This window comes from uncultured Tenacibaculum sp., assembly GCF_947495995.1.
Classification (GTDB): domain Bacteria; phylum Bacteroidota; class Bacteroidia; order Flavobacteriales; family Flavobacteriaceae; genus Polaribacter.
In genome coordinates this window covers 102,177-123,411 of record NZ_CANMAX010000002.1, presented here as the reverse complement: position 1 = coordinate 123,411, position 21,235 = coordinate 102,177, and the positions used below count along the sequence as shown (strand labels likewise).

Here is a 21,235-nt window from a genome sequence, read left to right as displayed (position 1 = left end):
AATCAGTCTTTCTTTTGTAATAAATTAATTACTACTTCACTATTAACTTATACGTTTTAGTTTTATCTAGCGTAATAAAATAAATCCCTGCAGATAATTCTGAGGTATTTAATATACTCTCTTCCTTTTTAGATTTTATTGTATTCAAAATAGTTTTACCAGAAAAATCGGTAAGAATAGCTTCCTTAAACGTTCCTTTTATCACTACTTGATCTCCTAATTGCACTGGGTTAGGAAAAATGTAAGCGTTCTCATCACTTTTCTCTTCCAATGTATTAATACTATTTCTAGATAAAACACCTGTATTTGAGTCTACAAATTGCCATTGTGTCCAATTTCCAGCCCAAGTAGTTGGTCGTTGTTGAAGTGAACTTCCATTACTAGTATTTCCCGGTCTAAAATACATTCCTGTTGCTCTATTTTGTAAATAGAAATAATCTCCTGAACTATTCACCCTTCTCCATTGTGTATATTCTCCTCTATACGTATTAGGTACTTGCTGAATCGTACTTCCATTGGAATTATCGGCTGGACGAAAAAATAAACCTGTTGCTTGATTTTGAATATAATAATATCCGCCACCTGCATCTATAGCAAACCATTTTGCTGTATTGGCAGTTGTTGTTGAAGAAACCATTTGTAAATTAGAAAAATTAGCGGTTCCATTTGCACTTAATCTTCCTCCTGTTTGCCTATTTTTAATATAGAAACTACCATCTGAACTTCCTCCATTATTTCCACCTGAATTATCAACGGGTTTGTAAACACGAATCCAATCAACCAACATTAAGTTGTTATTAAAATCTTGAATCTCTGTATTATTTGGTGAACGGTTTGCTGCTGCTTGCCAACTCTGATCTTCAACATTAATAATGATATCCATTTCACGAGAAAACTGTTTTCCATTATTTAAATAATTAAAAGGATCTATAACGCTGGTATTAGATGCATTTTTAGCGACATTTAAATTACTTTGATTGAAACTGTTAGAAGTTGAACTAACAACCATTTTTTGGAAACCAGCTTGTTGCCCTGTTGTTTCTCTTATAAGTTGACCATTTTGTGTTCCTGCTGGATACGTATATTGCCATGTTCCATTTGGTAAACGAGAAGCAATAGCATCGTCATCTAAAACACGAACTAAATCTCCATCGATATAATATTCTAAAATTCGTGGAGCTTTCCAATATACTCCAATACGTACTACTCTTCCTCCCCATTTAGAAACTCCACTTTGTCTGTACCAACTATTCCAATCACTTGGTTGGTAATCTGCAAAATTTTGAGGACGACGAAAAACATGATGACTTAAGTGAACACGTTCTGAAAAGAAATTATTTCTTCCATCATCTCCTGTTCCTCCATAACATTCTATGATATCAATTTCTTCTTTATCATCTGGACTTAACAACCAAATATCTGTTGCTAGTGTAGAGTTTGCAACTTTCAACTCAGCTTCAACAAAAACAGGATATTTTACTCTAGTTTTTGAAGTTATACAACCAGAGATAGTTTCTGGTCTTGTAATATTTGCCCCATTAAATTCAAAAGTTTTCGTGTAAGGGTTTGTTTTTGCAGTATCAAAAAACCTTCGGCTCGCCCAAATATTTAAGTTTCCTCCTGAAACTGCTACGTGATTTCTTTGCCATTTGGTTGCTCCTGGTCCATCCCAACTATTATGATAAAAGTTATTCCATTTTGCAGGCTTTCCAGCAGGACCAAAATCTGCATTGCTATTCGTGGGATTAAAATTATAATTAAAATCATCTGAAGCATTTTCAATCAAATTCCAATTATTTATGCTTCCTAATCTTGATGGTAAAGGAGTGTTATCAAAGTCTAACTGTGCATTTATAACACTGTATACTAAAAGTAGTGCTATAAATAGTAATTGATTTTTAGGGTTTGTTTTAGACATTACTATTGTTTTTGGATTATTATTTTGAGGTTAATTTATTTTTTTAGCTAAAAAATTAAACTTTACCCAAAATTAAAGCTATTTATTAGTGAATAACCAACTACAGCAGTTTCCAAAACTGAATGTCAAGTTTTAGTGAAGTATAAAAATTAAGATTGTGGATTGATATCTAAATCATTAAAAAGCAAATATTTATTATACAAAAGCTAATAATATAGATGTATTAACTTCTCTAATTTATTTCTAATAAACCTCTCTATTATGAAGTTAGATGTAAGAAAAAGAGTTTGTTAATGATATTATCCAAAATCAATATTTAATCAAGTTATTGTACCTCAAAATTGATCTAGAATTAACATTAATCTAATAATGTTTGAATAAGAAAACTACAAACATTAAAAATTATAGTGTACAAAAACAAAAAAGGTTAGATTTTTTATCTAACCTTTTTACTATTGATATTGTTCCATTTCTTTGTCGTAAAATGCACTCGCCTGCTCTATTAAACCTTCTAGTTCATTTGCTAACTCTTGCTCGTTCTCATCAGCTAAATCTTCAAACCATTCAATTGAGTCATCTTTTAAGTTAATTAAAAACCTAGGATATTCTGTGTGTAATACGAAAATATCTTCTTCGAATTCACTATTATCTGCTAATAAAAATTTAGGTAAGTTCATTATGTTTTGTTTGTATCAATTTTTGAGTTAGATAATTAAAGCGTAAAAATAGTAATATTGAAGCAGAAGTTAATCCTGCTAAAAGTCCTAACCAAATTCCAAAACTTCCGTACATATCTTCTTTCCCTAAGAAATAACTCACAGGAAAACCAATTAACCAATACGAAATAAATGTAATTATAGTTGGTATAGCAACATCTTGTAAACCTCTTAAGGCACCTAATACCATTACTTGGATACTATCACTAATTTGAAAAAATGCAGCTGCGATTAATAAAGAGGAAGCTATTTTTATTACCTCCATATTATCTGCATAGTTTTGTGCATCATTTAAATCGACATACACATTAGGTAATATTTTATGAAAAGAGAAAAATATAATTGCGAATCCAACAGCTAAAATAACACCTAACAAAAAGATAGAAAATGCTATTCTTCTCAACTCTATATAATTTTGTAATCCTTTTTGATTTCCTACTCTAACCATAGCTGCAACACTAAGTCCCATAGCAACCATAAATGTCATAGAAGATAAATTTAATGCAATCTGATTTGCTGCTTGTGGATTTTTTCCTAGCAAACCGCTTAACCATATAGCAGCAGTAAAAATTGCTACTTCAAAAAACATTTGCATCGCACTTGGCGCTCCCAAACTGATGATCTTCTTCAGCATTAATTTATCTAAAATAAAAAACTTGATATTCGTTACCAATCGTTTTGTTCGTTCTTTTTTAGTTAATAGCCACCATAAATACAGCACCATAACAAAACGAGACAATAAAGTTCCGTATGCTGCACCTACAATTCCCATTTCAGGAAAACCAAATTTTCCAAAAATTAACAAGTAATTTAAAATTACGTTAGCAACATTAGCAATAATGGTAGCATACATTGGATAACGTGTCATAGACATTCCATCGCTAAATTGTTTAAATGCCTGAAATACGATTAGTGGAATTAAAGAAAAAGCAACTAAATTTAAATACGGGATTGCTAATTCAACTACTTCATCTGGTTGTTTCATAAAATATAACAGTGGTTTTGAGAAAAAAACCATAAGAAACATTAGAATTCCTAAAGAAGTACATAAGAATAAACCGTGTTTAAAGGTAGATTTTGCCTCCTTAAAATTCTCTGCAGCATCAGCTTCAGCAATTAAAGGTGTAATCGCTGTAGAAAATCCAATTCCTAAAGACATTGCAATAAACATAAAGCTGTTACCTAAAGAAACTGCTGCTAACTCGGCAGTTCCTAATTGACCAACCATAATGTTATCGATAAAACTTACAAAAGTATGTCCTAACATTCCCAACATTACTGGTGCAGCTAACTGCCAGTTGTACTTAAATTCTGATGTATACTTTGCTAAACTCACCAAAAAAATCTTTCATTGAATAAGTAGGCGAAGATACTTCAAATTGGTAGATTTTAGTTATTTTTGATAAGAATAAAAACAAAAAACAAATGGCTACAGTAACTCTTCAGGGAAACGAAATTCAAACTAATGGTAACTTACCTGAATTAAATTCAAAAGCTCCTGACTTTAAATTAGTAAGCACAGATTTATCTGTAAAATCTTTAGAAAACTATAGTGGTAAAAAACTAGTGTTAAATATTTTTCCAAGTGTAGATACTGGAACATGTGCTACATCTGTAAGAAACTTTAACAAAGAAGCTTCTCAACTTGATAATACTAAAGTATTATGTATTTCTAGAGATTTACCATTTGCACACAGCCGTTTTTGTGGTGCTGAAGGTATAGAAAATGTTGAAATGCTTTCTGATTTTGCTACAGGAGATTTTGGTAAAAACTATGGTTTAGAATTTACTAATGGTCCTTTAACAGGATTACATTCTCGTTGTATTGTTGTAATTAATGAAAATGGTGAAGTATCGTACACAGAACAAGTTTCTGAAATTGTAGACGAACCTAACTACGAAGCAGCATTAAAAGCTTTATAATGAATCAATCTAAAGATGGTTTTATTAAGAGACGAATAAAAGGCGTTAGCTATGCTTTTAAAGGCATGCGAATACTAACCACAACAGAAGATAGTATAAAAGCCCAATTTATTATTGGGCTTTTTGCTGTTGTTTTAGGTTTTATTTTTAATATTTCTGCTACAGAATGGATGATTCAACTTACAGTATCGGGATTAGTTTTAGTAGCCGAAGCATTAAATACAGCAGTAGAAAAAGTAGCCGACTTTATTCATCCTGAGTTTAATAACAAAATTGGAGTTATTAAAGATGTTGCTGCTGGTGCTGCAGGATTTGCTGCAATAATTTCTATAATTGTGGGTTGTATTATATACATTCCAAAAATTACAAGCTTATTCTTGTAATATTTCTATATTTGGAGGTCGAAATTTTTACTAGTCAATGGCAAAAAAAACAGTTTCTAAAAAAACAAAAAAAATAGAGAAGCCTAAAAAACCTTCTTTATTTCATCAATTATCTGAATTTTTAAAAAACAGACAAACTCAAACCATACTGGGAGTTTTTTTAGTGCTTTTTGCTCTATTCTTATCCGTTGCCTTTATTTCATTCTTCTTTTCTTGGGAATACGATCAAAGTATTTTATCAGAATTTGATAATAAACAGATAAGGGCTAAAAACTTATTAGGTAAAATTGGTTCAAGTTTAAGTCATGTTTTAATTTACAATGGTTTTGGTTTAGCTGCTTTTATCTTACCGTTTTTAATTTTATTAACTGGTATTAGTTTCTTATTACAAACTCGTATTAAAAGTATGATTACCCGTTGGAATTGGGGACTTTTTAATATGCTTTGGATATCAATAGCTTTAGGGTTTGTTGAAAAGAAATTTGCCTTATTGTCAGGAACTATTGGTTATGAATTAAATGAATATGTACAAACATTTATAGGTAAAACAGGTTTAGCCATTGTACTTACTTTCTTCTTATTATCATATGTCGTAGTTCGTTTTAAACTGACTCCGGAATTGATTGGAGAAAAAATGAAAAGACCAGAAAGAAGTGAAGATGAAACTGAATTTAGTAGTGATGTTATTTCAGTAAATGAAGAAGTAACTACAACTGCTGTTACTAACGAAGCTAAGGAACAAGAATCAATAAAAACTGAAGAAAAATCTAATTTCGAATTATCGGTAGAAAAATTAGAACCAACCATCAGTAACCATTCAAGTATAAAGAAAGATTCAGAAGAAAAAACTGGATTAGATCTTGAAATCAATACTCCTACAACGACTTCAGATTCTACAACAATTATTTCTAATTCTAATGATGAAGTAGAAATCGCAATAGAAAAAGTTGAAGAAGAAAAAAGTGTAACTGAAAATTTATCAGATCAACTTGTTCAAGATTTTGGAGAATTTGATCCTACATTAGAATTAGGACAATATCGCTTTCCTACATTCAATTTATTAAAAGAATACAACGAAAGTATTTCTATAGATCCAGAAGAATTAGAAGCCAACAAAAATCAAATTGTTGAAACGCTTAAGAATTATAAAATCGGAATTGCACAAATTAAAGCAACTGTAGGTCCGACTATTACGCTTTATGAAATTGTTCCAGAAGCTGGAGTTCGTATTTCTAAAATTAAAAATCTAGAAGACGATATTGCATTATCGCTTTCAGCATTAGGAATCCGTATTATTGCGCCAATTCCTGGAAAAGGAACTATTGGTATTGAAGTTCCGAATAAAAAAGCTACAATTGTATCGATGCACTCGGTAATTACTTCTAAAAGGTTTCAAGAAAGCCAAATGGAATTACCTCTTGCATTAGGTAAAACAATTTCAAACGAAACTTTAGTTGTAGATTTAGCTAAAATGCCTCACTTACTTATGGCCGGAGCCACTGGTCAGGGTAAATCTGTTGGATTAAATGCAATTTTAGCATCTTTATTATACAGAAAACATCCTGCTGAAGTAAAATTCGTATTGGTAGATCCTAAAAAAGTAGAACTTACTTTATTTAATAAAATAGAACGTCATTATTTAGCAAAACTTCCAGATGCAGAAGAAGCTATTATTACAGATACATCTAAAGTGGTAAACACTTTAAATTCTCTTTGTATTGAAATGGATAATCGTTACGACTTATTGAAAAATGCAATGGTTCGTAACATTAAAGAATATAACGCGAAATTTAGAGCACGTAAATTGAATCCAGAAAACGGACATCAATTTTTACCATACATTGTATTGGTTATTGATGAATTTGCTGATTTAATTATGACAGCTGGTAAAGAAGTAGAAACTCCTATTGCACGTTTAGCACAGTTAGCCAGAGCAATTGGAATACATTTAATAGTTGCAACTCAGCGTCCGTCTGTAAATGTAATTACAGGTATTATTAAAGCAAACTTCCCTTCTCGAATTGCATTTAGAGTAACTTCTAAAATTGATAGTAGAACTATTTTAGATGCTCCTGGTGCAGATCAATTAATTGGTCGAGGAGATATGTTATATTCTGGCGGAAATGATATTACACGTATTCAATGTGCGTTTGTAGACACACCTGAAGTAGAAAAAATAACAGATTTTATTGGTTCGCAACGTGCATACCCTGAAGCACATATGTTACCAGAATATGTTGGTGAAGAAGCTGGCACAACTATTGATAATAACATAGCAGATAGAGATAAACTGTTTAAAGAAGCAGCAGAAGTTATAGTTACAGCTCAACAAGGTTCGGCGTCATTATTACAACGAAAATTAAAGTTAGGATATAACAGAGCCGGAAGATTAATCGATCAACTTGAAGCAGCTGGAATTGTAGGTCCTTTTGAAGGAAGTAAAGCTAGACAAGTTTTAGTTCCAGATTTAATTGCTTTAGAACAGTTATTAGAAAACGAAAAAAATAATTAATTTTAGATAATTTTAAAATCATCATGAGAAAAATAGGAATATTTATATTAGGAGTATGTCTTTCTTTAAATGTGGCAGCACAAAACACATCTGAAAAGGCTAAAAGCCTGTTAGACGAAGTGTCTACAAAAATGGGTGCCTATAAAAATATGAATATAGGTTTTACTTCTACCCTAGTTAACAAGGAAGCAGGAATAACAAATGATCCTCCAATTCGAGGTAACATTACTTTAGCTGGAGAAAAGTATAATTTAAATTACTTAGGAAACAATTTTGTTTTTAATGGTAAGCGTTTAGTTGTAATTAATACTGAAGAAAAAGAAGTTACAATTAACGATGGTGATTTAGAAGAAGAAGATGGATTTATTTATCCTTCTAAATTATTAACTTTTTACAAAGAAGGTTACAACTATGAAATGGGTGATCTTAAAAACAATAAAGGACGTAAAGTTCAGTATGTAGATTTAACACCTATCGATAGTAATTCTGATATCATAAAAGTTAAATTAGGAATCGATGCAAAAACAAAGCATATTTATAAGTTGATTCAAATTGGTTCTAACGGAGCAGAAACAACTTTCACTATTACAAAGTTTAAAAGTAATCAGGCTATTTCTGAAAACTTATTCTCTTTCGATAAGAGTAAATATGAAAAAATGGGTTATTTAATAGACTAATCCAAAAGACATAAAAAAGTAAAAGCCTCATAATATTATGAGGCTTTTTTTTTGATTATGAAAATTCAAAAAAATACGAGTCCTCTCACTTAGCTTTTGAAAACCTATAGTTATTACCCCTAATAACTATAAAAATAGATCCCACTACCAAGCTTAAAACCAAGATTGAAGACTCATAATCATCAATTTTTTATAACATGAATTTGTTATATAGTTTTTCAGTTTTGGTATACCATTTAATACCGCTCAAATATATTCTTTGACAAGATTGATTTATCCCCTGAAAACAGTGATAAGTTTTTAATTTTTGAATTTCTTTAAATTCAATTTTAAGAATGATTAATAATAATTTGTGAAATTTTAATTTTTCAATTAACAAAAGTTTTTCTGTTTATTACAAGTAAGCTTGCTACATTTGCAATAGTGAAAAGATTAGATAGATACATATTAAAAAGTTTTCTAATTCCCTTTTTAGCGACCTTCTTCATTATACTATTCGTATTAGTAATGCAAGCTTTATGGTTGGCTTTTGATGATTTAGCAGGTAAAGGAATTAGCATGTTCATTATTTTAAAATTCCTTTGGTATACAACCCTAATTGTAGCTCCACAAGCACTTCCAATCGGAATTTTACTTTCATCTATTATGACACTTGGTAGTTTATCTGAAAATTATGAATTTGCTGCTGCCAAATCTGCTGGTGTTTCTTTACAGCGTATGGTAAGACCATTGGTTTTCTTTGCTGTATTTATGAGTGCTATTAATTTCGTGTTTCTCGATTATGTATATCCTTACGCAATTATGAAACAAATCAATTTAAAAATTAATATTCGTAAAAAACAACCAGCGTTAGCATTAGTTCCTGGAAGTTTTAATACTGAAATTCCGAACTATCAGATTAAATTCGACTCAAAGTATGGAAAAGACGATAAACTTCTTAAAAACGTCTTAATCTATGATTTATCAGCAAATAGAGGAAACAACAAAATAATTTCTGCTGAAAACGGAGAGTTCATTTCTGAAGAAGGTAGTAAGTATTTAACTTTAAAATTAAAAAACGGTCACTTCTTCGAACATCATGTAAAAAATAGAACAGCATATAAAGAACGTTTTCGAATGAAATCTTCCAATGCTGATTTTGATGAATATGTCATTAATATAGATATTTCTTCTTTTGCTGATGATGACATGGGGCAAACTAAACATAAAAATAATTTCAACATGTTAAGTTCGAGTCAACTGAAAGACACCTTACCTAAGTTGAAAATAGATTATGATCAATATGTAAAAGATAGAGCTCGAAGTTTGTATTTAAATACAAATGCAAAAAAACTATATGCATATCAAGATTCTGTTCGATTAAAAGATGTTGAGCCTAATATTCTTGATAATTTCGATTTAGATTCTAAACTTGGAATTATTAATGATGCCATGTCTAAAATTGACAGAACTATTAATAACTTCACGGCAAATAAAGGTCAGTTTAAACACCGAAGAAAAGTAATGAACCTTTACGATATTGAGTTTTATAATCGTTTTGCGTTTTCTTTATCTTGTTTATTACTATTCTTTATTGGAGCTCCTTTAGGATCTATTATTCGTAAAGGAGGAATGGGACTTCCCATGATTTTAGCAATTGCCATATATGTTACTTACTTCTTCTCTAATACTTTCGGAAGAAATATGGCAGAAGAAAGTTCAATATCTGCTATTGGAGGTTCTTGGTTAGCTGTTACATTAATGTTACCTTTGGCAATAATTTTAACAACAAGAGCAACACAAGATAAAGGCCTATTCGATATTAGTGGTTTATTTGCTAGAATAGGTAGATTCTTTAAAAAAGTCTTCTTACGAAAAGAAGAAAACTAACACACATGACAACAGACACCAAAACAACAATACAACTCGACAAAATTGAAGATGCAATACAAGATATAAGAGCTGGAAAAGTTATTATAGTTGTAGATGATGAAGACAGAGAAAATGAAGGTGATTTTGTAGCTGCTGCAGAAAAAGTTACTCCAGAGATGATTAACTTTATGGCTACTCACGGAAGAGGTTTAATTTGTACTCCTTTAACAGAAAATAGATGTAAAGAATTAGAATTAGGAATGATGGTAAATAATAATACCGATCCTATGGAAACTGCATTTACTGTATCTGTTGACTTAAGAGGAAACGGAGTTACTACAGGTATTTCTGCCTCTGATAGATCTAAAACTATTGAAGCTTTAATTAATAACGAAACTAAGCCTTTTGATTTAGCAAGACCAGGACATATTTTTCCTTTACGTGCTAAAGAAGGTGGTGTTTTAAGAAGAACTGGACATACAGAAGCTGCCATTGACTTTGCTCGTTTAGCTGGTTTACAACCTGCTGGAGTAATCGTTGAAATTATGAACGAAGATGGAACTATGGCTCGTTTACCTCAATTGATTGAAGTTGCGAAAAAGTTCGACCTAAAAATAGTTTCTATTGAAGATTTAGTGGCTTATAGAATGGAACACGATTCTCTTATTGAAAAGAAAGAGGATTTTACGATTCAAACTCGTTTTGGTGATTTTAGATTAAGAGCTTACCATCAAACAACAAACGATCAAGTACACATTGCTTTAACTAAAGGAACTTGGAGTAAAAATGAACCTATTTTAACTCGTGTAAATTCTAATTTAGTTAATAATGATATCTTAGGAACACTAACTAACGATGCTGAACATAAATTAGATCGTATGTTTAAAGTGATTAACGATGAAGGACGTGGTGCTATTTTATTTATAAATCAGCAAAGTCAATCTTTAAACTTATTAAATAGACTAAGAGGTTTAAAAGAAAATCAGGCAAATGGAGAAATGAAAGCTCCTAGAATTAGTTTAGACAATAAAGATTTCGGAATTGGAGCTCAAATTTTACATGATTTACATATTCATAAATTAAAATTAGTTTCTAACAGTAAACAAGAAAAACGTGTAGGTATGATTGGTTACGGTTTAGAAATTGTAGATTATGTAAATTTCTAAAGAAAATAAAAAGCATAAAGATAAAAAAGCTTAGAACTATAGTTCTAAGCTTTTTTTATGTCGTTACAGCGATATTAAAGACTTGTAAACTCAGTTTTTAATACTTCGTTATATTCTGTAATAATTTCATTTAAAACTTCTGCAGCAGGCTTTATTTCATGTATTAAACCAGCTATTTGTCCGATTTCTAATTCTCCTTCATCTAAATCACCTTCGAACATTCCACGTTTAGCTCTTGCTCTTCCTAATAATTCTTTTAAATCATCTATAGAAGGATCTTTTTGATATAATTCTTGTACATCGTTAAAAAACTTATTTCTAACTAAACGAACTGGCGCTAATTCTTTAAGGGTTACATAAGTATCTCCATCTTTGACTTTAACAATAGTATCTTTAAAATTGTCGTGAGCAGAAGATTCAATTGTTGCTGCAAATCTACTTCCAATTTGTACTCCATCTGCACCAAGAACTTTAGCAGCTAACATTCCTCTACCCGATCCTATTCCTCCAGCTGCAATTACAGGAATTTTTACCTGTTCTTTTACCATAGGAATTAAAGTAAATGTTGTTGTTTCTTCTCTACCATTGTGTCCTCCAGCTTCAAAACCTTCACAAACTACAGCATCTACACCGGCAGCTTCAGCTTTTAAAGCAAACTTAACTGAACTTACAACGTGAACAACAGTAATACCTTTTTCTTTTAAAAAGCTCGTCCATGTTTTTGGATTACCAGCAGAAGTAAATACAATCTTTACACCTTCTTCCACTATGATATCCATAATTTGTTCAATATCTGGATATAACATTGGCACATTTACACCAAAAGGTTTGTCTGTCGCTTTTTTACATTTTTGAATATGTTCTCTAAGCACTTCAGGATACATAGATCCTGCACCTATAAGTCCTAAACCTCCTGCATTAGAAACTGCTGAAGCTAATTTCCAGCCAGAAACCCATATCATTCCACCTTGAACAACTGGATATTTAATATTAAATAGTTCAGTGATGTTTTTTATCAAAATTTAATTATTTAGTTGATTAAATATAAAAAGAGTCCGAGAAAAGAAAGTGAAATGCAAAAGAATATTATGAAAGGAAATTTTGCGATTTTAAATGTAAAATCTATAAAACTTTCTAAGCTTCTCGAAGTTGCTATAATTGTTTTAATGTAAGATGTAAGAATCTTTTTATTGTCTTCTATAGGTTTATCTACATAATCCTCAATATTCTCTCCTTGAAATTCTAATTTATCAGAAACTAGCGTTAGCACACGTTTTACAACACTACTAGCTAAACTTCCAATGAAAGGCATTTTACTGGTTATTACTTCAGAAAATAAAGGAATAGTTACAACATGAATAATTCCTTTAAATAATAAGGATAATACATCTTTCTTGTTCTCTTCGGTAATTGTATTGTTGATTTTTGATACATCTTCAACAGACAATTTGAGAATATCTAATGAATAATCTACGATTTCCCAAATGTCTTTCTTCATTTTAAACATCAATGAAAGAAAACCAAATGCAATACCAAAAACTAAGAATAATACGAAACCAATAATAGCATATAATACATATTCTATATGTACTAAATCAAGAAAATAGAACCCAAAAAGATAAAGAAAAAGAGCAACTAAAATAGGCCGTATTACCCAAGAAACAATATAGGTTGGTATTAAAATTAGTTCAACAAAATTAGTAACTACTTCCTCGTTTTTGTATTTACTAACTTCTATTCCTAATTCTACCTTTATTTTCTCTTCAAGTTTCTTTACGTCTTTCTTAGTTCGTATTTTCATATAGCGCTAACTTAAGAAATTACTCCCGAACCTAAAAGCTCTTCCTTAAAATACCATGCTACAAATTGACCTTCTTGAATTGCTGATTGTGGATTACTAAACTCTACAAATAATCCGTTTCCTACTTTATATAATGTTGCTTTTTCTAATGCTTGACGATAACGAATTCTAGCTTCTACTTCCATTGTTTCTCCAACAGCTAAAGCTAAATCTTCTCTTACCCAATGTAATTCTTCATTTGAAACAAACAACACATTTCTATATAAACCTTTGTGTGCTTTACCTTCACCTGTATAAATTACATTCTGATCTACATCTGTTTCTATTACAAAAAGAGGTTCTTTTGTTCCTCCTACTGCTAAACCTTTACGCTGACCTTTAGTAAAGTAATGTGCTCCTTGATGTTTTCCTACAGTTTTACCATCAGACATTTCGTAACTAAACTTTTTAGATTTGTAATCTAGTTCAGCTATTTTATTATCAAACTCTGGTAAAGCTTCATTATATGCAGCAAAAGAATCTGGAATTTGAACAATAACACCTTCCTTTGGTTGTAATTTTTGCTGTAAAAAATCTGGTAACCTTACCTTCCCTATAAAACATAACCCTTGTGAATCTTTCTTCTCAGCTGTAATTAAATCAGCTTCTTTAGCGATTGCTCTTACTTCTGGTTTTGTAAGTTCTCCTATTGGAAATAATGCTTTTGATAATTGTTCTTGAGATAATTGACAAAGGAAATATGATTGATCTTTATTATTGTCTTTTCCAGCCAATAACTTATAAACCATTTTTCCATCAATCTCTTCTTCTTCTTTTCTACAATAATGACCTGTGGCTACATAATCTGCACCAAGACTTAAAGCGATATCCATAAAAACATCAAACTTTATTTCTCTGTTACAAAGTACATCTGGATTTGGAGTTCGACCTTTTTCATATTCATCGAACATATAATCTACAATACGCTCTTTGTATTGTTCACTTAAATCTACTGTTTGAAAAGGAATTCCTAATTTTTCAGCAACGATCATAGCATCATTACTGTCTTCTAACCACGGACATTCATCTGAAATAGTTACAGAATCGTCGTGCCAATTTTTCATAAACAAGCCTATAACATCATAACCTTGTTCTTTTAATAAGTAAGCCGTTACACTACTATCAACACCTCCAGAAAGCCCTACAACAACTCGTTTCATATCTTGCATAATTTAGGCTGCAAATTTACGAAATTGTTATGGATCTTAAGATTGATAAATTTGATGAGATTATAATAAGATCTTATTGATCTTTTTTCTTCTTTTTTATGCTGTAATCAGGTCTTCCCTTCTTAGAAATTTCTCCATCGATGTAAAACTCCCATTTTCCAACACGCTTTCCATCTTTATAGATTCCTTTCTCTTTAATTACACCATTTAAATCGTAGTATTTTGCTTCTCCTTCTAAAACACCATTAACATAAATTACATCTTCTATCATTTTACCTTCTTCGGTGTAAATTTTAGACGATCCATGTTGTTTTCCATTCTGATATTCCGAAGCTTCGGTAACATTACCATTCATATAGTAATTCTTAAGCAAACCATCTAGTTTACCGTCTGTGTAGTTTTCTTCTGAAAAAATAGTTTTTCCATCAGAGAAAAAGTAAGTCCACTTTCCTACTCTTTTCTTTCCAACCATTTTTCCTTGAGTTTTTACTCTAGTTTTGTTGTAAAACTTCACTACAGCTGTATCTGATGTAGCAGAAAATGTTTTTATAATTGAAGGATAAACTCCTCCTTCTTCAAAGAAATAAAATTTCCCTACTTCTTTTCCGTTTTTAAATTCTCCTTTATAGCGTATATCTCCGTTCTTATAATATTTACGCCAAATACCTGTTCTTTTTCCATTAGCATCTACTCTATTAATTTTCTTATTCTGAGCCGAAACAACTAATGTAAATAACATTGTAAATACAAAACTTAAAACAACATATTCTCTTGCTTTTACCATTGCTACCTCTTTTGTTTTTATATTTTAGTAAATATTTCTGTAAAAGTACATAAACCGTACCAATATGAATATAGATTTTTTAATTTCTACGCTTAATAACGTTGAAAACCCCAAAAGAGTAAATCGTAATAAAGCTGCAAATATTGTATTAGAACACCCTGAATTGGTAAAACATCTTGTAGATTTAACATTTAGAACTGATGATAAAATATCTATTAAAGCTTCTTGGATACTTGAATGGATATGTACTCACGACGGAATTCAACATATACTTCCTTATATTGATGTGTTTACTGAAAACATTAAAAATTTAAAATTTGATGGTGCATTAAGAACAAGTGCAAAAATTTGTGAGCATTTAGCTACTGATTACGATCGTAACCCTACATCTGAAACTAAAAAAAAACTTACTAACTCACATATTGATACTATTATAGAAACTGGTTTTGATTGGCTAATTACAGATCAAAAAATAGCTGTAAAAGCTTACACGATGACTACTTTGTTTCTTTTCGGAAAATATAGAGATTGGGTACATACTGAACTTGAACATATTATTAGAACAACAGTGATTCATGAAAGCAAAGGTTGTGAAGCTAGAGGAAAAAAAATTCTTACTTTGATTCATAAAAGGAATAATTCTTAGTTGATTTTTAATCAAACTTATAACACTTTCGAAAACTAAAATCTTCCGTTCGGAAATTATTAGTCTTAAATTTTATTGAATACCAATACATTCATGATGAATTAAAAATAATCAATCATGAAAACAAACATTTTAAATTTTGGTAAAGCTTTAAGTAAAAAAACTCAAAAAAGTATTTCTGGTGGTCAAGGTAGAAGAAACATTCCTTGTTTTGAATGGTGTGCTTTAGATTTACATACACAAAGTATTATTCCGAAGCCTCTTTTTTGTAATTGCAATACTGGTGGTACTGGTTCTGGAAATACAGGTGGTGGCGGTAACAACAACGGACCAATAGATAAAGTATAATCGTACCTCTATTAAATTCAATGTATTATGAAGCGAGCTAAATTTTAGTTCGCTTTAATTAAGCTCGTTGTATGCTAAATGATAGTTTCAGAAGTTAACATGTTCTTTTCAGAAAGATTGCGAGATATAGCTCAATAAATACTGATAACTTCAATCTGAATTTAAAACTATTATCCATGAAAAAACATCTGAACTGACATGTACCAATTATGTTGGTCCTTCTAAACTTATGAAAAATTAACCACCTCTATTAAAATTCAATAAATTATGAAAACAACAACAAGCAATATTTGATAATTCCTACACTGAATTGATCTAAATACTCGGAATTAAATCATTCAGTACTTCCTCTAAATACATAAGAATTCGTTTTTTTCCTTTTTAATTATCAAGAAAAAAACATAGTTAAACTAGTATAATTCCTAACAAAAAAATTTGTTAGCGAATATACATTGCAATCAAATTATTAATCAATAAAAACAGTAAACATGAAAAAAAGTATTTTAAACTTAAAAGGAGTGGAAAAAATTTCAACAAACGATCAAAAGAAAATCAACGGTGGCGGCGGTGGTCATGGATTTGGAAATCCTATTGACACTACTCCAATTGATCCTGTTGGACCAACTTTACCTAATTGGCAATGGATGTGTTATTCTTCGGGAACAAAACCTTATAACAAACCACAATTTTTTAAATCTGAAACTAACTTAAGCTTGACAGACTGGAGATACAAATGCTTCAAATTATAATTTCATAAAAAAACGAGCTTTTCAGCTCGTTTTTTGTTTTTATAATTCTTCTAAGTTTGTCGGTTTTCGATATCCTTGAAATGGTTGCTTTAATAATTCAACCAGATTAGAATTCTTTTCTTCATCAGGAAAAGTATCGACTCCATACACAATTTTATCTCTATCTAATTCCATATATGTACCTAATAATCTATCCCAAATAGAAAATATATTTCCATAATTAGAATCTGTATATGGTAATAAATTATGATGATGAACTTTATGCATATCTGGAGAAACAAATAAGTAACTAATTGCTTTATCTAATTTTCGTGGCATTTTTACATTTGCATGCGTAAGTTGTGTAAAAACTACTGATAACGATTGATATAACATAATGATATAAAAAGGTGTTCCAACAAAGAATACTCCAATTAACGTAAATGTGAATCTGATAACACTTTCTATTGGATGATGTCTGTTACCTGTAGTTGTATCTACCTTATGATCGGAATGATGCACTAAATGTACCATCCATAAAGGTTTAACTTTATGTTCTACTCGATGCGCTAAATAAGCTCCAAAGAAATCTAAGAAAAGAACTCCTACTATTATATAAGCCCACAGAGGCATTTCTGGTAACCAATTAATTAATCCGAATTGATTTTTTTCTACCCAAAAAGATGTTTTTAATAATAAAAATGCTAAAACAAAATTGATTACGATTGTTGTTGCTGTAAAAAACAAATTTGGCAAAGCATGTTTCCATTTGTTGTATTTAAAGTTAAATAACGGTAATCCACTCTCCAAAATCCAGAAAAAAGCAATACCTCCAACAAGCAATGCGCTTCTATGTAACGTTGGCATATTTGCAAAATATTCTTTTATAACCTCCATATTATCTAGTCTTTAATTGTTTACGATAACAATGTTACTAAAAAAAATAGGTTGGAAAATATACCTCTGTTAAGAAAACTACGAAATTGGTAATTTTCTTCACTAAAAATTACAATATACACACAATTACAAGTGTAAAATCAATAGAATATTAAATTCTTCTTAGTGCAAAATGTGATCTAAAGTATTTTGTTTCTCCTAAATTATTGGTGTATTCTACTAAATACCAATAATCATTTGAAGGTAATCTTTTACCATTATACATTCCGTTCCAAGAAGGTGACGATGGAGTTAAACGAGCTAATTCTTTTCCAAACCTATCATAGATATAAACAATATAATCGCATGAATTAAGCATTTCTAACGACCAACTGTCGTTATATCCATCATTATTTGGTGTAAAAAAGGTCTTCGTTTTAAAACATTCTATTTCATCAGGAACACAGATTATATTCAAATCTGGTAACGTTTTATTACAACCTGTATCAACATCCCTAATAAATACATTTTCGTAGATCCCTGACTTTAAACTAGAAATTAGAAGTTCTCCAAAATTATCAGACTGAATTCTTAAGTTTTCATTATTTCCTTCAAACTCAAAAGACACCTCAAAAAACTGATTGGCAGACAGATTAGAAAATACAATTGAACCATCGTTAACTTTACAAGATGAAGAATTTGTTGCGTAAACAGACGGAGAAAAAGATATGGTATTTAAATCTACAACTACTATTTCATCAGTACATGAATTAGCTATATCAGTTATTTGTATATTTTGATATCTACCTGATTCTAATGCTGAAAGTGTAATTTCTCCTACCGAATTTGAGCTGTAATTGTTATTAACCCGCACTCCGTCTTTTACATAAGAAATATTATATAAGGTATTTGATAATAATCTTGATATTGAAATAGTTCCATCTGATACTGCACATGAAGTAGGATCTGTTTTTTCAAATTCAATTTGAAAATTTGCTTGTTCTATTTCAACATTTCCTAACATTTTAGAACAACTAGCACCTCGTTGATTCACTTCTATGCTTTCATAATTACCAGATGATAAACCTATTAACTCAATTTCTCCCTGTGAATTCGATTGCTCTTCTACTGTAATATTATTAGTATTAAAGCTGTAATTAATTACATAAAAAGTATTTGGTGTTAAGTTAGCGATTTCTATTTGTCCATCGTTTAAACCACAAAAGGACTCATTCGAAGAAGTTACAGTCGCATTTAATTCAGTAGTTGTTAATTCCATAAGTCCCAAACCATCTGAACAAGGTGTGGTTGTACCAATGATCATGATACGCTCATATCTTCCTGATGATAATCCTGTTAAAAATACTTCTCCAGCAGAATTTGCTGTATAGTTATTACGAACTAAAACACTATTCAAATAATAATCAACTACATAAGTTTCATTAGGAGTTAGTTTTGATATTTCAATAACACCATCAGCAGTACCACACGAAGTTGGATCAGTTTTATTATATTCTGCAATAAAATCAGCATTATGTATCTCAATAGGATCTAAAGTACTTATACAAGTAAAACCTATTTGACTTATTTCGATATTTTCATATTTACCTGCTGATAGTCCAGTAATTTCAGTTTCTCCTTGTGAATTCGATTGCTGTTGAATTGTCGTTACTACACTATTTAAACTATAAGATATACTATAATTAGTATTCGCTAACAATTCAGAAATTGTAAAACTTCCGTCATTTAAACCACATAGCGAAGTATTTTCAAAAGAACTTTTATATTCTTTTTTATCGCCCAACTCTAAAATCCAAATCGCTCCTTTTCTTCCTCCATTTTCTCGATCTCTATATGCACCCACAGCAAAAGAAATATTTCCAGAGGTATTATTAAGTACAGATACAGAACCTCCGAAAAAATCTCCATCTTCTAAATTCCCTGTGAAGCAATTTTCTCCATATGTATATAAAAAATCTTCTGAGACAGTTCCATCTCTATTTAATTCTATAATATAAAAACCACCAGTTTGAGTAGATGAAACATTATTTCGTTCGCGCAATGCACCAACTATTATTTCTATTTTCCCATCATTATCAATATCAGTAACTCCATCTATCGACTCACCAAACAATGCATCTGCTGATACTGTATTAGACAAACCTCCACTTAAATTAGAAATCTTTGTGTGATTTTTTACTGTTCCATCTGTATTTAGAAAAAGAATATAAAAACTTCCTGAGTTTGTTGATAGATCATCATCTCTGTAAGCTCCAACTGCAATATCGGTAACTCCGTCACCATCTAAATCACCAATGTTAGCGACAGAACCTCCAAAGAAATCTTCAAATTGCAGTGTTCCAGAAAAATTACCTTGTGTACTACTAATTTTTTGAAAACCTTTTACAGTTAAATCAGCATTCATAAATAAAATCCAAACTGCTCCTCTTCTCGATCCTCCATCTCCATCTCTCCTAGATCCAACTGCTAAATCTTGTATTCCGTCACCATCTAAATCACCAATATTTTCTATATCAGTTCCAAAAATTGCATCTCCATTAATAAAACCAAGAAAATTACCTTGCGTATCACTTATCTTCCTATGCGAATTAACAGTTCCATCATTATTAAGACTTAAAATCCAAACAGCACCATGCCAAAATCCACCATCACCATCATAATCTGCGCCAACAGCTAATTCTATTAATCCGTCATTATTTATGTCTCCTAAATAAGATACAGCTCCACCAAATCTATCATCATTATCTAAAACACCTGTAAAACCTCCAGAAGTGTTACTAATTTTAGTATGAGAAATCACTTGATTATCTGCATCTAGAAATAAAACCCAAACAGCTCCTCTACTAGAACCTCCATCGTCATCACCAAATGCACCTACTGCAATATCATTAACACCATTTCCATCTAAATCACCAATATTGTCAATTGATATTCCCCAAGAATCGTCAATATCCAACATTCCTGTAAAACCTCCATTAACTTCATTTATTTTCTGAAACTTTGAAACAGAATATCCTTGAGCCTCTAAGAAAATAGCATGTACAAGTAATAGTAAAAAAAGTATTTTTTTAATTTTCATAGCATTTATAAAATTCATGTAATATCTAACTAAAAAGTTAAGACTGTGGTAACCTCTTCTTTAACTCTTCTAAAATTCTGTATGTAGCAGGACAAACTTCTGTGTTTTTTATGGTAATATTTGCTAATTGGATGAACTTTTTTCTATTGGTATGAGGATATTCTGCACAAGCTTTCGGGCGAACATCGTAAATAAAACAAGAATTATCATTTAAATCTAAAAACGGACAAGGAGAAGTTTGTAACACATGAAAATCATCTTCATCAATACGTAAATATTGTGCAACAAAATCAGCCACTTTCATCTTTAAATGCTTCGCTATTCGTTCAATGTCTTTATAAGTAAACATCGGACTTGTAGTTTTACAACAATTTCCACAATTCAAACAATCTGTACGTTCAAACTCTTCTTCATGTATCTCTTGAACAACTAAATCTAGACGTTTAGGAGTACGCTTTTTTAGTTTCTGAAAGTATTTTTTATTCTCTTGTAGCTTTTCTTGGGCTAATTCTCTAAGATTTTCAAGGTCTTTATCCATATTGCAAAACTACAGTAATATGACCAGAAATGAGCCAAATAAACCAATAAAATTATGTAA

General features: G+C 30.6%; 19 protein-coding genes. 9 read left to right on the top strand and 10 right to left on the bottom strand.

The window, feature by feature from the left end; all coding sequences use genetic code 11:
* Positions 1 to 31: 31 nt before the first annotated feature.
* From Q1A15_RS05615 to Q1A15_RS05605, 3 genes are all read right to left on the bottom strand, one after another.
* On the bottom strand, positions 32 to 1,918 hold the full coding sequence (locus Q1A15_RS05615) for an RICIN domain-containing protein (protein WP_299620114.1): 1,887 nt from the start codon (positions 1,916 to 1,918) through the stop codon (positions 32 to 34).
* Between the two features lie 452 nt (positions 1,919 to 2,370).
* The gene (locus tag Q1A15_RS05610) at positions 2,371 to 2,595 is read right to left on the bottom strand and encodes a hypothetical protein (RefSeq protein ID WP_299620111.1); all 225 of its coding nucleotides are present in this window, start codon (positions 2,593 to 2,595) and stop codon (positions 2,371 to 2,373) included.
* Positions 2,582 to 3,970: an MATE family efflux transporter gene (locus Q1A15_RS05605; protein WP_299620108.1), complete on the bottom strand. Its 1,389-nt coding sequence runs from the start codon at positions 3,968 to 3,970 to the stop codon at positions 2,582 to 2,584. Before Q1A15_RS05605 ends, Q1A15_RS05610 begins: the two co-directional genes overlap by 14 nt.
* Positions 3,971 to 4,059: 89 nt before the next feature.
* On the opposite strand from Q1A15_RS05605, the gene tpx reads away from it, so the two are divergent.
* The 6 genes from tpx (at position 4,060) to ribB (ending at position 11,146) form a co-directional block, all read left to right on the top strand.
* Positions 4,060 to 4,557, top strand: coding sequence for a thiol peroxidase (gene tpx, locus Q1A15_RS05600; protein ID WP_299620105.1), 498 nt, complete (start codon positions 4,060 to 4,062; stop codon positions 4,555 to 4,557).
* On the top strand, positions 4,557 to 4,940 hold the full coding sequence (locus Q1A15_RS05595; protein WP_299620102.1) for a diacylglycerol kinase family protein: 384 nt from the start codon (positions 4,557 to 4,559) through the stop codon (positions 4,938 to 4,940). The genes tpx and Q1A15_RS05595 overlap by 1 nt, the downstream gene beginning before the upstream one ends.
* A 37-nt stretch (positions 4,941 to 4,977) precedes the next feature.
* Entirely contained in the window at positions 4,978 to 7,452 is a 2,475-nt protein-coding gene (locus Q1A15_RS05590) for a DNA translocase FtsK (protein WP_299620097.1), read from the top strand.
* Positions 7,453 to 7,475: 23 nt separating this feature from the next.
* Complete coding sequence (locus Q1A15_RS05585) at positions 7,476 to 8,129, top strand: outer membrane lipoprotein carrier protein LolA (RefSeq protein ID WP_299620095.1); 654 nt, start codon at positions 7,476 to 7,478, stop codon at positions 8,127 to 8,129.
* A gap of 423 nt (positions 8,130 to 8,552) precedes the next feature.
* On the top strand, positions 8,553 to 9,998 hold the full coding sequence (locus Q1A15_RS05580; protein WP_299620092.1) for an LptF/LptG family permease: 1,446 nt from the start codon (positions 8,553 to 8,555) through the stop codon (positions 9,996 to 9,998).
* A 5-nt stretch (positions 9,999 to 10,003) separates the two neighbouring features.
* Positions 10,004 to 11,146 carry a 3,4-dihydroxy-2-butanone-4-phosphate synthase gene (gene ribB / locus Q1A15_RS05575; protein ID WP_299620089.1) on the top strand — a complete coding sequence of 381 codons (1,143 nt, stop codon included), beginning with the start codon at positions 10,004 to 10,006 and terminating at the stop codon, positions 11,144 to 11,146.
* Between the two features lie 74 nt (positions 11,147 to 11,220).
* Here ribB and Q1A15_RS05570 read toward each other — a convergent pair whose 3' ends face one another.
* From Q1A15_RS05570 to Q1A15_RS05555, 4 genes are all read right to left on the bottom strand, one after another.
* The gene (locus Q1A15_RS05570; protein ID WP_299622120.1) at positions 11,221 to 12,162 is read right to left on the bottom strand and encodes a nitronate monooxygenase; all 942 of its coding nucleotides are present in this window, start codon (positions 12,160 to 12,162) and stop codon (positions 11,221 to 11,223) included.
* Positions 12,163 to 12,176: 14 nt separating this feature from the next.
* On the bottom strand, positions 12,177 to 12,947 hold the full coding sequence (locus Q1A15_RS05565) for a hypothetical protein (RefSeq protein WP_299620086.1): 771 nt from the start codon (positions 12,945 to 12,947) through the stop codon (positions 12,177 to 12,179).
* Between the two features lie 11 nt (positions 12,948 to 12,958).
* Complete coding sequence (gene mnmA / locus Q1A15_RS05560; RefSeq protein WP_299620083.1) at positions 12,959 to 14,146, bottom strand: tRNA 2-thiouridine(34) synthase MnmA; 1,188 nt, start codon at positions 14,144 to 14,146, stop codon at positions 12,959 to 12,961.
* A gap of 82 nt (positions 14,147 to 14,228) precedes the next feature.
* Entirely contained in the window at positions 14,229 to 14,939 is a 711-nt protein-coding gene (locus Q1A15_RS05555; protein WP_299620080.1) for a toxin-antitoxin system YwqK family antitoxin, read from the bottom strand.
* Between the two features lie 64 nt (positions 14,940 to 15,003).
* Here Q1A15_RS05555 and Q1A15_RS05550 point away from each other — a divergent pair, with 64 nt between their 5' ends.
* The 3 genes from Q1A15_RS05550 to Q1A15_RS05540 all read left to right on the top strand — a co-directional run bounded on the left by Q1A15_RS05550 (position 15,004) and on the right by Q1A15_RS05540 (position 16,682).
* Positions 15,004 to 15,585, top strand: a complete 582-nt coding sequence (locus tag Q1A15_RS05550) for an adenylosuccinate lyase (RefSeq protein WP_299620077.1) — start codon at positions 15,004 to 15,006, stop codon at positions 15,583 to 15,585.
* A 117-nt stretch (positions 15,586 to 15,702) separates the two neighbouring features.
* Positions 15,703 to 15,933: a hypothetical protein gene (locus Q1A15_RS05545; RefSeq protein WP_299620074.1), complete on the top strand. Its 231-nt coding sequence runs from the start codon at positions 15,703 to 15,705 to the stop codon at positions 15,931 to 15,933.
* Between the two features lie 488 nt (positions 15,934 to 16,421).
* Positions 16,422 to 16,682 (top strand): hypothetical protein, encoded by a 261-nt coding sequence (locus Q1A15_RS05540; protein ID WP_299620071.1) that lies wholly within the window; start codon positions 16,422 to 16,424, stop codon positions 16,680 to 16,682.
* A 39-nt stretch (positions 16,683 to 16,721) separates the two neighbouring features.
* On the opposite strand, the gene Q1A15_RS05535 is transcribed toward Q1A15_RS05540, so the two are convergent.
* The 3 genes from Q1A15_RS05535 to Q1A15_RS05525 form a co-directional block, all read right to left on the bottom strand.
* Positions 16,722 to 17,558: a sterol desaturase family protein gene (locus Q1A15_RS05535; protein ID WP_299620068.1), complete on the bottom strand. Its 837-nt coding sequence runs from the start codon at positions 17,556 to 17,558 to the stop codon at positions 16,722 to 16,724.
* A gap of 151 nt (positions 17,559 to 17,709) precedes the next feature.
* A complete protein-coding gene (locus Q1A15_RS05530; RefSeq protein ID WP_299620065.1) occupies positions 17,710 to 20,637 on the bottom strand; it encodes a T9SS type B sorting domain-containing protein in 2,928 nt (975 codons plus the stop codon).
* Positions 20,638 to 20,674: 37 nt separating this feature from the next.
* Positions 20,675 to 21,175 carry a YkgJ family cysteine cluster protein gene (locus Q1A15_RS05525; protein ID WP_299620062.1) on the bottom strand — a complete coding sequence of 167 codons (501 nt, stop codon included), beginning with the start codon at positions 21,173 to 21,175 and terminating at the stop codon, positions 20,675 to 20,677.
* Positions 21,176 to 21,235 lie beyond the last annotated feature (60 nt).

What these genes read in the sequence shown, in the direction of transcription:
- Q1A15_RS05615 (WP_299620114.1), bottom strand. Translation starts at nt 1,918, where the DNA reads ATGTCTAAAACAAACCCTAAAAATCAATTACTATTTATAGCACTACTT.
- Q1A15_RS05610 (WP_299620111.1), bottom strand. Translation starts at nt 2,595, where the DNA reads ATGAACTTACCTAAATTTTTATTAGCAGATAATAGTGAATTCGAAGAA.
- tpx (WP_299620105.1), top strand. Translation starts at nt 4,060, where the DNA reads ATGGCTACAGTAACTCTTCAGGGAAACGAAATTCAAACTAATGGTAAC.
- Q1A15_RS05595 (WP_299620102.1), top strand. Translation starts at nt 4,557, where the DNA reads ATGAATCAATCTAAAGATGGTTTTATTAAGAGACGAATAAAAGGCGTT.
- Q1A15_RS05590 (WP_299620097.1), top strand. Translation starts at nt 4,978, where the DNA reads ATGGCAAAAAAAACAGTTTCTAAAAAAACAAAAAAAATAGAGAAGCCT.
- Q1A15_RS05585 (WP_299620095.1), top strand. Translation starts at nt 7,476, where the DNA reads ATGAGAAAAATAGGAATATTTATATTAGGAGTATGTCTTTCTTTAAAT.
- ribB (WP_299620089.1), top strand. Translation starts at nt 10,004, where the DNA reads ATGACAACAGACACCAAAACAACAATACAACTCGACAAAATTGAAGAT.
- Q1A15_RS05565 (WP_299620086.1), bottom strand. Translation starts at nt 12,947, where the DNA reads ATGAAAATACGAACTAAGAAAGACGTAAAGAAACTTGAAGAGAAAATA.
- mnmA (WP_299620083.1), bottom strand. Translation starts at nt 14,146, where the DNA reads ATGAAACGAGTTGTTGTAGGGCTTTCTGGAGGTGTTGATAGTAGTGTA.
- Q1A15_RS05555 (WP_299620080.1), bottom strand. Translation starts at nt 14,939, where the DNA reads ATGGTAAAAGCAAGAGAATATGTTGTTTTAAGTTTTGTATTTACAATG.
- Q1A15_RS05550 (WP_299620077.1), top strand. Translation starts at nt 15,004, where the DNA reads ATGAATATAGATTTTTTAATTTCTACGCTTAATAACGTTGAAAACCCC.
- Q1A15_RS05545 (WP_299620074.1), top strand. Translation starts at nt 15,703, where the DNA reads ATGAAAACAAACATTTTAAATTTTGGTAAAGCTTTAAGTAAAAAAACT.
- Q1A15_RS05540 (WP_299620071.1), top strand. Translation starts at nt 16,422, where the DNA reads ATGAAAAAAAGTATTTTAAACTTAAAAGGAGTGGAAAAAATTTCAACA.
- Q1A15_RS05535 (WP_299620068.1), bottom strand. Translation starts at nt 17,558, where the DNA reads ATGGAGGTTATAAAAGAATATTTTGCAAATATGCCAACGTTACATAGA.
- Q1A15_RS05530 (WP_299620065.1), bottom strand. Translation starts at nt 20,637, where the DNA reads ATGAAAATTAAAAAAATACTTTTTTTACTATTACTTGTACATGCTATT.
- Q1A15_RS05525 (WP_299620062.1), bottom strand. Translation starts at nt 21,175, where the DNA reads ATGGATAAAGACCTTGAAAATCTTAGAGAATTAGCCCAAGAAAAGCTA.